Origin of the sequence: Brucella gallinifaecis, from assembly GCF_006476605.1 — a bacterium.
Lineage (GTDB): Bacteria > Pseudomonadota > Alphaproteobacteria > Rhizobiales > Rhizobiaceae > Brucella > Brucella gallinifaecis.
The window spans coordinates 34,643-48,430 of sequence record NZ_ML636816.1; the positions used below are offsets into that span (position 1 = coordinate 34,643).

Here is a 13,788-nt window from a genome sequence, read left to right on the forward strand (position 1 = left end):
AAGGGGCGTTCCTTCAAAAATCAGTAATCCACTGCGTAATACTTAGCTTCCATGAATTCCAGAATACCGGTAACACCACCTTCACGGCCAAGGCCGCTTTGCTTGACGCCACCAAAAGGTGCCGCAGGGTCTGACATTAATCCCCTGTTGATGCCCAGCATACCTGTTTCAAGCCGCTTGCCAACCCGCATTGCCTGCTTGAGGTCGCGGCTGTAAATATAGGCGGCAAGTCCATATTCGGTGTTGTTTGCAAGACGGACCGCCTCGTCTTCGCTCTCGAATTTATAAACTGGCGCAACAGGGCCGAAGATTTCCTCACGGGCGATCGCGGCATCGACCGGAACATTTTCGAGCACTGTCGGCGGATAAAAATAGCCGCTTTTTGCAAGGGGTTTGCCGCCGGTCGTGGCGCGTGCACCCAAAGAGAGCGCATCCGATACCAGTCTGTCGATTTTAACAACAGCATTTTTTGTGATCATCGGACCGCACTGAGTATCAGGGGCATAGCCGGCACCAACCTTGAGTGCCTCCATACGAGCTGTAAGGCCGGCAACAAATGCGTCATGTATACCTGACTGAACATAAAATCTGTTTGCGGCAGTACATGCTTCACCGGCATTGCGCATTTTTGCGATCATAGCGCCGTCGAGAGCGGCCTCGAGATCTGCATCATCGAAAACAAGGAAGGGGGCGTTGCCACCGAGTTCCATTGAACAGTTGACTACTGATTTTGCAGCTTCGCCAAGCAATGTGCGGCCTACACCCGTCGAACCCGTGAAAGAAAGCTTGCGCACACGCGGATCTGCGAGCATGGCGTTTGTGACCGCAGACGGATTGCTTGTGGTGAGCACGTTGACAACACCCGCAGGTACGCCAGCCTCTTCGCCAAGGCGTGCCATAGCGTAAGCTGTCAGGGGTGTTTCAGAAGCAGGTTTGAGAATGACTGTACATCCGGCAGCAAGAGCGGGGCCAATTTTTCGGGTCGCCATGGCCGCGGGAAAATTCCACGGCGTAATAAGGACTGCAATGCCAATTGGTTCATGGTCGACAATGATGTGGTGAGAGCCGGAAGGCGTATGCCGGTATTCCCCCGGAATGCGCACAGCCTCTTCCGCATACCAACGCAAAAATTCGGCTGCATAGGCAATTTCGCCGCGTGCATCGGGCAGTGCCTTGCCATTTTCCAGCGAGACAAGCAAAGCAAGCTCTTCAGCATGTTGCGTCATCAGTTGAAACCAGCGGCGGAGGATTTCTGAGCGTTGACGTGATGGGGTGTTGCGCCATGCCAAGGCTGCTGCATTCGCAGCATCCACGGCGTGCATTGCATCGGCGACGGATGCGTCGGCGACTTCACCGAGTTTTTCACCTGTGGACGGATCTGTGACGGCTATCCCATTGCCTTTATGCCATTTGCCGCCGATGTAAAGACCTTCAGTGTGCATGGTCGGAGCGGCATAGCCGGTGAATTTGGCATTAATCGTCATGGTAGAAATCCTTTTCAATTCGGGCATGAGCGCTCGCCATGATAGGCGGCGGTGACGAGATCGTGCATTTCAGTATGGTTGAGGGGGCGTGGATTGTTCTGAATAAGGCGAGAGATGCCCATGCTTTGTTCAGCTACCCAGCCTATCCGGCTTTCTTCAAGCCCAAGTTCACGCAGTGTTGACGGGATGCCTATGCGTGCAAACAGAGATTCAAATTCGGGAATGACCTCGTCAGGCTCTGCCAGCCCGATAACTTGCGCTATTTGAGAAAGTTCGTCATGGATGACTGGCGCATTCCACCTCATAACATAGGGCATAAGGCAGGCCACACCGAGACCATGTGCCGTGTGCGTTAAAGCACCTACCGGATATTGAATGGCATGGGCAGCGGCTGTTCCTGCTACACCAAAAGCCAGTCCTGCAAGCGTTGCGCCCAGCATGACCTTTTCACGCGCCGCGTGATCGCTGCCGGTTGCGCATGCCGCTTCAAGCCCTTGCCACAGCAATTTGATAGCGCTCAAGGCGAAATGATCTGACAGTTCGTTTTTGCCAACGAAAACGCGTTGCTGGGCGATACCGGGAATGGGATCGCGTCTGATTGCTGTGAAAGCCTCAAGCGCGTGGGTCAGCGCGTCCGCACCTGCAATTGCTGTAAGGGCGGGTGGACATGACAGAGTGAGTTCCGGGTCGCAGATTGAAACAGTAGGAATGAGATAGGGGCTGGAAATGCCAACCTTCAGGCTTCGCTCAGCATCAGAAAGCACTGCGACTGGCGTCACTTCCGAACCGGTGCCGGCAGTGGTGGGGATTGCAATTAATGGCATTAAAGGCCCGGGGACAGCGTATTCGCCATAATAATCCTGTGGTCGTCCGCCATGGGTGAGAAGCAGGGCCAAGCATTTGGCCATATCAAGACAAGAGCCGCCTCCAATGCCGATGACAAGATCAGGAGCAAAGCTGCGGGCAGCATCCGCGCTGCTTATAGCAGAATCGACCGGAACATCAGGCAAAGTGGTGCTATCTACAAATATTATGATGCCTGCTTCTTCAAGCTGTCGCATGAGTGTGACGAAATTGTCGTCGGAAGCAAGGCGCATATCGGTGACGATCAATGCCCGTCGGCCAAGTTTGGCGGCAATGCTGCCAAGAGCATGCCGCTGCCCCCTGCCAAAGAGCAGTTCACGCGGCGCTCTCAATGTGCCGAAAAGGTTCATGAAAGATCTCCTTCAATAATTCAGGCTGCTTTGAGCGCCAAAAGATGTTCTAAAAGCATTGGGGGAAGTTCTATTCCCAAGCGCTCCATTGACGCCCGTCGTTTACGTGCGCCATCACCTGGTATGGCGACCGGATTTTCTGGATCGGACGGAGTGGAATTGCGCAAGTGATCAAGATAGGATGCAAGTGAGCAGATATTGCCATTGCCTGCCGCTACATCGATCAGAATGAGAAGGTCGCCCTTGTTGGCGGCATGGATGTCATCAAGCGTGCCACGCACCTTTGGAGCAAGGTCGGAACCCGCAAGTGCTGCAACCAGAAGCTCAATGGCAAGACCCAGCCCGTAACCTTTTGCGCCGCCGAATGGAGCGATAGCACCGGTTTTGGCCGCTTGAGGGTCCGTCGTTGACTGACCTGCTGCATCAACCGCCCAACCGGATGGAATAGGCACCCCGCGCAGGGCATGATTGTTGATCTTGCCCATGGAAACAATGCTGGTCGCAAAATCAAGGGTGAAGGGATGATCGCCCGAGGGAATTGCAATAGCGACGGGATTGGTCCCGAGCATGGCCTGAGTGCCGCCAAACGGATGAACAAGCGCTTCACTGGTTGACATCACAATGCCAATTGTACCGTTTTTGGCGGCGGCCTCTGCGTAATAAGCCAGCATACCAATATGATTGGCATTATGGATCGCAGCCATGGCAATGCCGGATTCACTCAGAATGGGCTGCATTTCCTGCATTGCATGCATCATCACTACCGGCCCTAGGCCGCGCTCGCCGTCGACACTGAGAAAGGAGCGCCTGTGCCATGTTCCGGTTCCACGGCTTTGTGCATTGGCAAGCCCCTTGTCCAATCGGGAAAGAATAAGTGGCAGTCGCTGCAAGCCGTGCGAAGGTATTCCACGCAGTTCAGCTTCTAGAAGAATATCTGCCTGGAGGCGTGCATGGGCTGTAGGTACGTCTCTCGCTTCGAGGAGAGTTACCGCTAACCCCCGGAGCCGTTCTGCTGCAAGCTTCATATTTTAATCCTATATCGGATCGTATACGATATTGTATTTGACATAGGATATCTTATTTGCAATAAACAGCAATATGTCAAGAAGCCGTTGGAGAATTTAAATGACATTTACAGCGGAGCGGGAAACCAGGAGGATGCCTATTCGCCCGAGCAGCGTGGTCGATAGCGTCTATGATAATATATATCATAGACTGATGTCCCTGGAGATTGCGCCCAGTTCACGCATTCCCATAGATGTTCTGGCGCGTGAGATTGGCGTTTCTCAAACGCCTATCCGCGAAGCATTGAGCCGCTTGGAGCGGGAAGGCCTTGTGCGTAAGGAGCATCTGGTCGGCTACAGTGCATCACCGCAATGGACAAAAAAACAGTTCGAAGACCTTTATGCATTCCGCTTGCTCGTCGAACCCGAAGTGGCCCGGCTCGCGACCCTCAATATGACCCCTGAGGATCTGGATCTTCTTGAAAATGCCGCTGCTGATATGGGAAATGGCGATGCGCCTGTTGATCGCAATACGCGCTATTCACGCTTTGCGCGTGCAGACGCGCATTTTCACGATGCAATCCTACATATTGGCGGCAACGACCTGATCCGTAATGCTTTATCCAGTCAGCATGTCCATCTGCATATTTTCCGGTTGATGTTTCACACACGCGTAACGCAGGAAGCGCTTGAAGAGCACGAAAACTTGCTTTCAGCATTCCGTTCAGGTGATCCGCAGGCGGCATATGATGCCATGCGCATTCATATAGAGCGTTCGCGCGACAGATTACTTTCGGCTTTCGAATGAAAACAGCCCTCTCTACCCAATCTCCGGCATTATCCGCCAGTCAGGCGAGTGCAGTCCTTCAGGCTGAAGGCCTGAGTAAGACCTATGGCCAGATCACAGTCTTGTCTGATGTCACTCTTGATGTCCGGGCGGGTGAGGTTCACGCAATCATCGGCGAGAATGGTGCTGGCAAGTCGACCCTGATGAAGCTGTTATCCGGATATGTCGAGCCGACGCGAGGCCGGTTGTTACTGGACGGCAAGGTGACAGCATTTCGGAATGCGGTTGAAGCAGAAGATGCCGGTATCGTTTTGGTTCATCAGGAAATTCTGCTTGCCCCTGATCTGACAGTGGCGGAGAACCTGTTTCTCGGACGCGAACTTAGCCGCGGTCCGATGGTGGATGATGCCGCGATGAACCGGCGCACTACTGAGCTTCTGGCAAGAGTTGGCTCTGCAGCGCATCCGCAAGATCATGTTGGTGAATTGCCGCTTGCACAGCGCCAGCTTGTACAGATCGCCCGTGCGCTTCTGGATGACCGAAAAGTGGTTATTCTTGATGAGCCGACCGCAGTTCTGGCCAATGATGAGGTCGCAGCGCTGCTGGATATTATAAAGATGCTACGCGAACATGGCGTGGCAGTTCTCTATATTTCGCATCGTCTTGATGAAGTTCAGGCACTGGCCGATAGGATCACCGTGCTGCGTGATGGCCATATGATTGGTACATGGCCAGCCGAAAATCTCAGCCAGCGTGAAATGGCCGAGCTGATGGTCGGACGTGAACTGGCAATGCTTTATCCTCACAAACGTCCTCTGACAGAGCATGCGCCCATTCTCTCAGTCACGGATCTGTCGGTGGATCATGGTACGGATTGTGTAAGTTTCAATGCCCGGCCCGGCGAGGTGCTTGGCATTGGCGGAATGATCGGCGCAGGCCGTACTGAACTGATCGAAGGGCTGATGGGGCTTCGTCCGTCACGGGCAGCGAGCGTTATTGTCAATGGCGAAGAAATCAAGCATCGCTCGGTTCGCACATTGATGGATGCTGGTCTTGTCTATCTGACTGAAGATCGAAAAGGAAAAGGCCTGCTTCTGGAGGAGCAGCTCGGCCCCAACCTGACACTTCAGGCGCTTGATGCAGTTAATCCTGGTACTGTCCTTAATAAGCAGCAAGAGCTTTCTCTCCTCAAGCAGGTGGTGGCGGATTATGATATCCGCGTTCGCTCACTTCAGCTTGAAGCGGGAAAACTTTCCGGCGGCAATCAGCAAAAGCTGCTGCTGGCCAAAGTAATGCTGGCCGATCCTGCGATCGTGATTATTGATGAACCAACACGCGGCATCGATATTGGTAACAAGGATCAGATCTACCATTTTATCGATGCGATGGTGCGTGCTGGTAAGGCTTGCATCATAATCTCATCAGAAATGCCGGAACTGGTAGGACTTGCTGACCGCGTTCTCGTAATGCGGGCTGGCAGGATCGTTGCCGAGCTTACCGGCGATGAAATCAATGAGAAAAATGTCATCTACGCCGCCACTGTTGGTGGAAGTGAAGATGTGGGGGAGAACAAACATGGCCGAAGCGGCAACACCAAGCATACCCGCTGACAAGAGACGTCGTATCCGCTGGGCTGACCTTGCGCCTTTCATTGCGCTTGCGGTGATTGTGTTTTTCGGAGCGATGGTCAATTCGAATTTCACAGCTTCTGCAAACCTGATCAATGTTATCACACGCAGCGCTTTCATCGCGATTATTGCGGTTGGAGCGACGTTTGTTATCTCATCGGGTGGTTTGGACCTTTCGGTCGGGTCCATGATGGCCTTTGTCACCGGAATTATGATCATGGTGATGAACTATCTGGCGCCAGCTTATGGTGCATGGGCAATCCCAATGGGGGCTAGTCTTGCTCTTGTTGTGGGCGCACTTTGTGGCCTTTTCAACGGGCTGATTGTGACACTCGGACGTATAGAGCCGTTCATCGTAACACTTGGCACTATGGGTATTTTCAGAGCCTTTATCACTTTCATGACGGATGGAGGGTCATTACCGATCGACCGCAGTCTGCGTGAGGCCTATCGCCCGGTCTATTTTGGCAATCTGTTCGGCATTCCATATCCGGTTCTTATCACCTTGGTTGTGGTGATGCTTGGCGCATTCCTACTTTACAAAACGAAGTTTGGCCGCCGCCTTACATCTGCCGGATCGAGTGAGGAGGTTGCCCGCTTTTCCGGTGTCAACGTCGCGGCTGTGCGAACCTTTGCTTATGTTATTCAGGGCATTTGCGTGGCTGTTGCGGCTATCTGTTATGTACCGCGCCTGGGAGCTGCCACGCCAACAACGGGCCAACTCTGGGAGCTGCAGGTCATTACCGCGGTGGTGATTGGCGGCACGCTATTGCGCGGCGGACGCGGACGCATCGGAGGAACCGTGGCTGGCGCACTCATTCTCGAAGTTATCGCTAACGTCATGGTTCTGTCAGACATGGTTTCTGAATATCTCGTCGCAGCCGTGCAGGGCGCGATTATTATCATCGCTATGCTGGCGCACCGTTTTACTGCCAACCGCTGAAAACAGTACTGACTTCACAAGGAGGAGAACATGAAGTCTATTTTACAAAAAACCGGTCTCTTAGGAGCGACCGTTGCATTGGCTCTTGCTCTGCCACTCGGCAGCGCACTATCCGAAGATAAAAAGGTAACAATGGCTGTCTCGATACCAGCCGCCACACACGGCTGGACAGGCGGTGTCGTTTACCACGCCGAGCAGGCAAAAAAAGAAATAGAAGCCGCATACCCGAATATCGAGGTTATTGTATCAACCTCGCCTTCAGCAACAGCTCAAGTCTCCGCTCTGGAGGATCTTTCCGCCAGTCGCAAGCTGGATGCACTGGTCATTCTGCCGTTCACTTCCGAGGAGCTGACAGGACCGGTCGAGCAGGTCAAACAAAAAGGTACTTTCATCTCTGTTGTTGACCGTGGTCTCACAGACCCAAATGTTCAGGATCTGTACGTCGCCGGTGATAACATAGCAGTTGGTGCCAACACAGCGCACTGGCTGGTAGACAAGCTCGGTGGCGAGGGTGAGATAGTCGTTCTTCGTGGCATCCCAACGGTCATTGATGATGAACGCATCAAGGGTTTCTCGGATGTTATAGGAAAGTCCAACATCAAGATCCTCGATATTCAATATGCGAACTGGAATCAGGATGAAGCTTTCAAGCTGATGCAGGACTATCTTGCAAAATATCCTAAAATCGATGCCGTCTGGGCTAATGATGATGACATGTTGCTTGGTGTTCTTGAGGCGGTCGACAATGCAGGCCGTAAAGACATTAAATATGCACTTGGTGGCAACGGCATGAAACAGGTTATCGAGATGGTTAAGGAAAAGAACGAGCGTACGCCGATCTCAACTCCTTATCCGCCATCAATGGTCAAATCGGCCATGTATATGACGGCAGCACAATTCGCCGGACAAGCACCAATGCGCGGTTCATTCCTGCTTGGTGCGCCACTGATCACGCCTGAAAACGCAGAGCAGTTCTATTTTCCGGATTCTCCGTTCTAAAGCATACAGGCGAAAACATACTGGTGCCCGTTTCAGAATGGGCACCATCCAATCATGAATAAGAGGAGATATGATATGAACGGCAAAAAAATTCTCATGCTGACCGGAGAGTTCACTGAGGAATATGAAATTTATGTGTTTCAGCAGGGAATGGAAGCAGTGGGTCATACGGTTCACGTGATATGCCCTGACAAAAAGGCTGGAGACCGGATTAAAACCTCACTGCATGATTTTGAAGGCGACCAGACCTATACGGAAAAGCTCGGCCATTATGCCGACATCAACAAAACGTTTTCTGAAGTCCGTGTTGAGGAATATGACGCCGTTTATGCGGCTGGCGGACGCGGTCCCGAATATATCCGTACCGACAAACGCATTCAGGATATGGTTCGCCATTTCCATGAGACGGGCAAGCCGATCTTTACCATCTGCCATGGTGTGCAGATTTTGATGGCTGTTCCCGGTGTTCTGAAGGGTAGAAAAGTTGCGGGTCTTGGTGCCTGTGAACCAGAGGTGACAGCGGTTGGCGGCACCTATATCGACCTGAGCCCGACTGATGCTTATGTTGATGGCAATATGGTTTCGGCCAAAGGATGGACCGCATTAGCAGCATTCATGCGTGAGTGCCTAAACGTACTTGGAACAAAAATTATTCATAGCTAATAGTTGTGATCGGCGGGTATCCTCCCGCCGATTGTATATAGAAGTTTCAATTTCAGATATTTGATAAATCAACGGACAGCATGATTGGTTGTGATTTAATGTCCACTTCTCTGACTGCCTTTATTTAGCAGAATGTATCTGTCGAGCAAAAGAAGATGGTGCTTGGCTCATACTGGCGCCAAGCACATATCAAAGATATGGCAGGCTTTGAACAATTGAAGGCAAGATACTTCTCTCAATGGTGTTGCTGCGATCAACAAAGCATAGAATTGATCTTTTCTCTGCCTGCACGATCTTTAGTATAAATTACCTACCGATTTTATAAGTTTTTATATCAACTAACCTCCTGCTCCGCATGGCGGAAATTGAGGTTGAAAATGTCAAAATTTGAGAACACACGAGCCAGCCAGGCTCGTTTTTATGTCATTCGGCTCGAACCGGGTGATGATGTTGTAGAAGAATTACGGGCTTTCGTTAATGCGAAAGGCTTGAGGGCCGTATCCATTGTATCTGTCGTTGGCAGCCTTAACACTGCCCTTTTACGTTATGCAAATACTGGCGTCTGGGCCGAAGTGTCTGGGCATTTCGAAATCGTTTCCCTCGTTGGAACGATTGATGAAAAAGGTGAGCATTTGCATATTTCGCTTTCGGATCGGACTGGCAAGACAATTGGCGCTCACTTTGGTGTCGGCTCAGCCGTTTACACTACAGCTGAGATTGTTCTGGCAGAACTGGAAGATCTCAGCTTCCGCCGAGAATTATGCGCAAAATCCGGCTGGGAAGAACTGATCGTCGAACCGAGATAATCATTTAAATAATTAAATTTAGCAGGGGTTAAACCAATGACGGCTGTAGCAAAAACTCATTTCGATACGCGGATACTCGCGCTGATCGCCGTAGCGATTGTGATCAATATTGTTGGTGGGCAAATCAATGATCTTCTACGCTTACCAATCTTTCTTGACTCTATTGGTACCATACTTGTGGCTGTGCTTGCGGGACCAATTGCAGGCGGCCTAACCGGCCTTCTCACAAATCTTATAATCGGACTGATCTTCGCACCAGTTGCAGCTGCTTTCGCACCTGTTGCACTGGTCATTGGCGTTGTTGCAGGTCTTTTGGCACGTGCTGGCTGGTTCAGAACATTCTGGCAAGCAGCATTGTCGGGTATTGTGATTGCAGCAGCTCTCACCGTGGTTGCAGTGCCTATCCGTATTTACCTCTTTGGTGGGGTAACCGGATCGGGTGCGGATTTCTTCATCGCCTATCTCGCAAATGTCGGACAGACCTTATTCAGTTCGGTCGCACTCACTGTATTCACCGCCAATATCGCCGATAAGATCATTAGTGCGCTTTTGGTATGGGCAATTATCAGCAAACTTCCGGAACGCCTGTCATCGGGCTACACCTATTTAAAATATAGCCGCAAAGCATGAGTTCACATACATCGTTTATTTTCAGCCCGGGGGAGAGCATTCTCCACCGGGCTAATCCATTGACCAAACTTGCAATGCTCGTCTGGGTCATTGCGTTATCATTCGTGATGTCATGGTCAGCACTTTGGCTATCAACCTTCATTCTGGTTGCACTGTCTATACTATTTGGGTTTAAGGCAAAGGTGCTTAAGCGCTTTGTCCTGTTATCACTGCCATTTGTACTCGCTGTTTGCATTTTTCATGGTCTAATTCTTCCTCAGAATGATTTTGTGTCAATTGGCTATCTGAGATACAGCCCATATGGATTAGAACATGCGGCACTGCTTTCGGGGCGAATTTCGCTGATGCTGGCAGCCTCGCTGCTCTTTGTGTCCTCCACTCACCCATCCACATTGTTGCGGGCGTTCGATGTGGCACACTTTTCTCCCGGCGTTTCCTATCTGCTGGCTTCACCGCTCCTGCTTCTTGATGAGTTTGGCGCACGTGCCAAATCCATCCAGGATGCACAACGTTCAAGAGGGCTGAATACAGAAGGCGGCGTGAAGGCGCGTCTAAATGCATTGTCAATGCTGGTTGTACCTCTGGTCACGAGCGCACTCTCGGACGCTCATGAACGCGCAGACGTTTTGAACGCACGCGGATTTCGCGCATTGCCCTATAGAACAACTCTTAATGCACCGAAAGACAGCGGTAGTGAAAAGCAATTCCGCCGTGTGCTTTATCTGTTATCAATACTGCAAATTGGCTATGCATTATGGCGTTGATTGAAGTCTTAGATCTGAGTTTGGCTTTTCGTGATAAAATCATTCTGAACAATGTGAGTTTCGAGATTAATAAGTCTGAGCGGCTTGCAATTATTGGTGGCAACGGTTCTGGAAAGTCTTCTCTTGGCCGACTGATTGCTGGCTGGCATGTTAATGCTGTCAGTTCCGGAAATGTACTTTTCGAGGGGCGTCCGTGGAAGGAATATTCAAACTCCGAACGTGCCTCTGCGATACAACTCGTGGGCCAGATTCCTGTTCAGCATCTCTCCGGCCGTGCTTTCACTGTCGAGGAAGAAATAGCGTTCGGACCAGAGAATTTAGGCCTCACCGCCCATGAAATCCGCACACGTGTTGACTTCGCGGTCAATGCTACCAATCTTGGCCATTTGCTGTCGCGCAGTCCCTTCAGCCTTTCGGGTGGAGAGCAGCAACGCCTAGTTATCGCCGCATCACTGGCTTTGAAACCGCAAGTACTTGTTCTGGACGAACCATTTACCAATCTCGATCCTGAATCTCGCGATGCCATGCTTAGTGTGCTTGATGGATTGTCATCAGATCTGACAATCGTACTGCTTGAAACCAACCCAAGTCTCGCAGCAACTCTTGCAGAGCGGTTTATATTTTTAGACGATTCCGCACTCATTGCTGACAGCAATGCACGGGAGGTACTGTTCAACTCACAGCTGGTAGAGCGGCTAGGATTGCCTGCAGTGACGAACGCCATAGTTTCATTTCTGGGCGTTGATCATCATTTGGCCCACCGGGCAACGGTTCCGCTCTCGTCTGCCGAGTTCGATGCTTTCATTGAAAGTCTCAACAATGTTAAAAATTGAACATCTTTCATTTGCCTATCCGTCTTCAAGCCTGCTTTTCCAAGAGATCAGTGCAACGCTCTCATCCGGAGATGTACTGGCTATCATCGGCAGGAATGGTGCCGGGAAAAGTACACTTTTACGGCTATTGAACGGGCTTTTGAAACCACTTCGTGGTCATGTTGAACTTGATGGCAAAAATCTATCCGAACTAAAAATACATGAGATTGCTCGCCATGTCGGCACGGTCTTTCAAAGCCCGGAACAACAGCTTTTTGCTTCAACTGTAGAAGAGGAGGTTGCTTTTGGGCCAAAACAATTTGGGCTGAGGAAGCCGCAACTTGCACAGAGGGTTAGAACTGCGCTGGACAGAACGGGACTGTCATCGTTCGCAAGCCAACATCCTCTTGATCTCGACTATGCAAGCCGTCGTTTTTTGACACTTGCCTGCGTACTGGCAAACAGCCCGAATGTACTTCTTCTTGATGAGCCTCAACGCGGACTGGACAAAGGCTGGACGGAACGACTTGAGCAGATCATTTCTGAGGAGAAACAGTCCGGGCGTATTGTTATTCTCGTTTGTCATGACATGGATTTCGTTGAGCGTAATGCAACAGTTATCCTTCCTTTGGGTAGGAAATCAGTGAGACAATACGCAGTCAACGACTTCTTTCTCGACAAGGTTGCCGTCGATGAAACAGGTGTTGAAACACCATGGAGAATAAGAATTCAGCAGGCCTTGGATATGAAAAAGACACAGTGGATCGGGTGATTTTTCTGCGCCCTTATGCTGGCTTTCTCAAGCGTGAAATAATTACAATACCTGACAAAGCACCTGCGGTACAAAAGACAAGAAATACCCAGCCCGATAAAGCACCGGCATGAATACCGGATAATAGAACGCCAACTGTGCAACCCAATCCGGTCATGGCACCCCAGCCCATCAGAACACCGCCAATAAAGCGTTCTGCCAATCCTTTGAACGATGGCCATGTTGGCTTGAATTGCCCGGCAATCAAAGCCGAAGCAAAGCTGGATAGGACGAGACCGATCACAAATACGCCATTTGGAGAAAGCAGAGCGGTTTTGACAGCGCTGATACACCCACGAACGGTATCAAGACCAATAAGCGTTTCGGGTATGAGCGGTGAGGACGAAGCCGCAGTTCGGACGAGACTTCCCAGTTCCGCAGTAACACCGAGAGGGGCAACGCGCAGATAGGCAAATGCACTTATGGCTGCAACAAATAAACCTGTTACGACGGGGGGCCAGCGTTTCTTGAATATGGCTTCGGCATTGCTGGTATTCGCTGTGCTACCACGATCACTACCATTATATTTTGATCGCTTAAGTACGAAAATGGTAATTACCGCCAAAACAGCCAAAGCAATGAGCGTCGTAAAAGCATAGCCAAAAATACCGGGCAACCAGATTGCCGGGTCATTATAGACGGATAATGTATAGAGGCTGTTCCAGGTCAGAAAGCCGATCAAAAAACCAATGCCCGCTCCGATAAGTGCTGCGATAGAGCCGAAAGCGCCCTCGCCAAGTCGATAGAAATGGGCCGATAGGCACGATCCCGATATAGCCATGCCCAGCCCGAAAACGAGTGAGGCAAAAGCAAGCACGACGCCCACTGGTCCGATATGCGCACCGGGTGGCAGACGGTCTGGCTGCGGCACGGGGACCCATGCTCCCAATATGATCTGATAGAGAACGATTCCACCAGCCAGTGCTATGATGATAGACAAAATGCCTGCGGGATCACGATTTTCTACAAAATCGCGTAAATTACACAGAAAGCAGAAACGCCCTCTTTGCAATACAATTCCAAATGCGCAGCCAGCCAGCAAAGAAAACGACAGTGTTCTGCCGGGCGCATCGCTTGCCAGAAAAACACTCCAAAGAACCAGTGCAGCGAGGATAAAAGCGGCACTTACTCGGGCGAGTACTAGGCGCATGCAATGACCATTCATGAGAGGTGGTTCGGGAAATCTGGACAGCGGAGATAAGTGGAATTTCTGCCTGACTTCGGCTTAGATGCCGAGAACAGG

At 51.0% G+C, this 13,788-nt stretch carries 14 protein-coding genes; 10 read left to right on the forward strand and 4 right to left on the reverse strand.

The window, feature by feature from the left end:
• Positions 1 to 20: 20 nt before the first annotated feature.
• Genes FHY56_RS16395 through FHY56_RS16405 form a run of 3 tightly spaced genes read right to left on the reverse strand, consistent with a single transcriptional unit; the run spans position 21 to position 3,723 of the window.
• Positions 21 to 1,484 carry an NAD-dependent succinate-semialdehyde dehydrogenase gene (locus tag FHY56_RS16395; RefSeq protein WP_140906223.1) on the reverse strand — a complete coding sequence of 488 codons (1,464 nt, stop codon included), beginning with the start codon at positions 1,482 to 1,484 and terminating at the stop codon, positions 21 to 23.
• Positions 1,485 to 1,498: 14 nt separating this feature from the next.
• On the reverse strand, positions 1,499 to 2,698 hold the full coding sequence (locus FHY56_RS16400; RefSeq protein ID WP_140906224.1) for an iron-containing alcohol dehydrogenase: 1,200 nt from the start codon (positions 2,696 to 2,698) through the stop codon (positions 1,499 to 1,501).
• A gap of 20 nt (positions 2,699 to 2,718) precedes the next feature.
• Positions 2,719 to 3,723 (reverse strand): Ldh family oxidoreductase, encoded by a 1,005-nt coding sequence (locus FHY56_RS16405; protein ID WP_140906225.1) that lies wholly within the window; start codon positions 3,721 to 3,723, stop codon positions 2,719 to 2,721.
• Positions 3,724 to 3,823: 100 nt separating this feature from the next.
• On the opposite strand from FHY56_RS16405, the gene FHY56_RS16410 reads away from it, so the two are divergent.
• The 10 genes from FHY56_RS16410 (at position 3,824) to FHY56_RS16455 (ending at position 12,506) form a co-directional block, all read left to right on the forward strand.
• A complete protein-coding gene (locus FHY56_RS16410; protein WP_140906226.1) occupies positions 3,824 to 4,510 on the forward strand; it encodes a GntR family transcriptional regulator in 687 nt (228 codons plus the stop codon).
• Positions 4,507 to 6,099 carry a sugar ABC transporter ATP-binding protein gene (locus FHY56_RS16415; RefSeq protein ID WP_140906227.1) on the forward strand — a complete coding sequence of 531 codons (1,593 nt, stop codon included), beginning with the start codon at positions 4,507 to 4,509 and terminating at the stop codon, positions 6,097 to 6,099. The genes FHY56_RS16410 and FHY56_RS16415 overlap by 4 nt, the downstream gene beginning before the upstream one ends.
• Positions 6,065 to 7,060 carry an ABC transporter permease gene (locus FHY56_RS16420; protein ID WP_140906229.1) on the forward strand — a complete coding sequence of 332 codons (996 nt, stop codon included), beginning with the start codon at positions 6,065 to 6,067 and terminating at the stop codon, positions 7,058 to 7,060. Before FHY56_RS16415 ends, FHY56_RS16420 begins: the two co-directional genes overlap by 35 nt.
• A 30-nt stretch (positions 7,061 to 7,090) precedes the next feature.
• Positions 7,091 to 8,059 (forward strand): substrate-binding domain-containing protein, encoded by a 969-nt coding sequence (locus FHY56_RS16425; protein WP_140906230.1) that lies wholly within the window; start codon positions 7,091 to 7,093, stop codon positions 8,057 to 8,059.
• A gap of 75 nt (positions 8,060 to 8,134) precedes the next feature.
• Positions 8,135 to 8,722: a DJ-1/PfpI family protein gene (locus FHY56_RS16430; protein WP_140906231.1), complete on the forward strand. Its 588-nt coding sequence runs from the start codon at positions 8,135 to 8,137 to the stop codon at positions 8,720 to 8,722.
• Between the two features lie 377 nt (positions 8,723 to 9,099).
• Positions 9,100 to 9,528 (forward strand): PPC domain-containing DNA-binding protein, encoded by a 429-nt coding sequence (locus tag FHY56_RS16435; protein ID WP_140906232.1) that lies wholly within the window; start codon positions 9,100 to 9,102, stop codon positions 9,526 to 9,528.
• 36 nt (positions 9,529 to 9,564) lie between these two features.
• On the forward strand, positions 9,565 to 10,158 hold the full coding sequence (locus FHY56_RS16440) for an ECF transporter S component (protein WP_140906233.1): 594 nt from the start codon (positions 9,565 to 9,567) through the stop codon (positions 10,156 to 10,158).
• A complete protein-coding gene (locus FHY56_RS16445; RefSeq protein WP_140906234.1) occupies positions 10,155 to 10,922 on the forward strand; it encodes an energy-coupling factor transporter transmembrane component T family protein in 768 nt (255 codons plus the stop codon). The genes FHY56_RS16440 and FHY56_RS16445 overlap by 4 nt, the downstream gene beginning before the upstream one ends.
• A gap of 20 nt (positions 10,923 to 10,942) precedes the next feature.
• Positions 10,943 to 11,755 (forward strand): energy-coupling factor ABC transporter ATP-binding protein, encoded by an 813-nt coding sequence (locus FHY56_RS16450; RefSeq protein WP_158447779.1) that lies wholly within the window; start codon positions 10,943 to 10,945, stop codon positions 11,753 to 11,755.
• Complete coding sequence (locus tag FHY56_RS16455) at positions 11,742 to 12,506, forward strand: energy-coupling factor ABC transporter ATP-binding protein (RefSeq protein WP_158447780.1); 765 nt, start codon at positions 11,742 to 11,744, stop codon at positions 12,504 to 12,506. Before FHY56_RS16450 ends, FHY56_RS16455 begins: the two co-directional genes overlap by 14 nt.
• Positions 12,507 to 12,519: 13 nt before the next feature.
• Here FHY56_RS16455 and FHY56_RS16460 read toward each other — a convergent pair whose 3' ends face one another.
• Positions 12,520 to 13,695, reverse strand: a complete 1,176-nt coding sequence (locus FHY56_RS16460; protein WP_140906238.1) for a YeeE/YedE family protein — start codon at positions 13,693 to 13,695, stop codon at positions 12,520 to 12,522.
• Positions 13,696 to 13,788 lie beyond the last annotated feature (93 nt).

Coding starts and splice junctions, on each gene's coding strand:
- FHY56_RS16400 (WP_140906224.1), bottom strand. CDS start 2,698: ATGAACCTTTTCGGCACATTGAGAGCGCCGCGTGAACTGCTCTTTGGC.
- FHY56_RS16430 (WP_140906231.1), top strand. CDS start 8,135: ATGAACGGCAAAAAAATTCTCATGCTGACCGGAGAGTTCACTGAGGAA.
- FHY56_RS16415 (WP_140906227.1), top strand. CDS start 4,507: ATGAAAACAGCCCTCTCTACCCAATCTCCGGCATTATCCGCCAGTCAG.
- FHY56_RS16455 (WP_158447780.1), top strand. CDS start 11,742: ATGTTAAAAATTGAACATCTTTCATTTGCCTATCCGTCTTCAAGCCTG.
- FHY56_RS16405 (WP_140906225.1), bottom strand. CDS start 3,723: ATGAAGCTTGCAGCAGAACGGCTCCGGGGGTTAGCGGTAACTCTCCTC.
- FHY56_RS16395 (WP_140906223.1), bottom strand. CDS start 1,484: ATGACGATTAATGCCAAATTCACCGGCTATGCCGCTCCGACCATGCAC.
- FHY56_RS16460 (WP_140906238.1), bottom strand. CDS start 13,695: ATGCGCCTAGTACTCGCCCGAGTAAGTGCCGCTTTTATCCTCGCTGCA.
- FHY56_RS16425 (WP_140906230.1), top strand. CDS start 7,091: ATGAAGTCTATTTTACAAAAAACCGGTCTCTTAGGAGCGACCGTTGCA.
- FHY56_RS16435 (WP_140906232.1), top strand. CDS start 9,100: ATGTCAAAATTTGAGAACACACGAGCCAGCCAGGCTCGTTTTTATGTC.
- FHY56_RS16445 (WP_140906234.1), top strand. CDS start 10,155: ATGAGTTCACATACATCGTTTATTTTCAGCCCGGGGGAGAGCATTCTC.
- FHY56_RS16410 (WP_140906226.1), top strand. CDS start 3,824: ATGACATTTACAGCGGAGCGGGAAACCAGGAGGATGCCTATTCGCCCG.
- FHY56_RS16420 (WP_140906229.1), top strand. CDS start 6,065: ATGGCCGAAGCGGCAACACCAAGCATACCCGCTGACAAGAGACGTCGT.
- FHY56_RS16440 (WP_140906233.1), top strand. CDS start 9,565: ATGACGGCTGTAGCAAAAACTCATTTCGATACGCGGATACTCGCGCTG.